1 protein-coding gene is annotated in these 515 nt (G+C 36.3%); it reads right to left on the reverse strand.

Annotated elements, in window-relative coordinates; all coding sequences use genetic code 11:
• Positions 1-211: hypothetical protein (locus tag HC176_RS19680; protein ID WP_209309752.1), on the reverse strand; the 211-nt coding region annotated here is incomplete at its 3' end.
• Positions 212-515: the final 304 nt, after the last annotated feature.

Genomic DNA, 515 nt, shown 5'->3' on the forward strand with positions numbered 1-515 from the left:
TATCCTTCTGAACAAAAAGCAGATCCTCTTTTACATAGAGATAATTACTTTTAGTTCCGTCTTTTGAAGGTTTAACCGATAGTTGGGCAAAACTGTTTTGCAACGCAAATAAAAGAGCAGTAATCACTAAAAATCCTCGCATTTTCCCGAAATTCGCAGTTGATAACTTCAAGTTACTATTCTTTTTTATTTTTAATTCATTGGTAAACAAATAATTATGAAAAAACCATCTTCGCAATTCTGGAATTCTCTGTTCATAGTAGTGGGAGGTGCGATCCTGCTTTTTGAAATTTCGGGAGAAGAGAGGAATGTTTACGCAATGATCCTGGGGCTGGTACTCCTTATGTTTGGATTGTATCGGGCAACAAATTTTTGGGTAGAAACAAAAGATGATCATAAAAAAGACCCGGAGGAAGAGGAGATCAACAATAGCAATAAATAAGATGTTTAAACCCGGAGATAAAGTTGCAGTCCTTGATGAGGACCTGGAAGGAAAGGTACTTCAGGTCAATTAT

It is taken from the genome of Tamlana crocina (genome assembly GCF_012037625.1).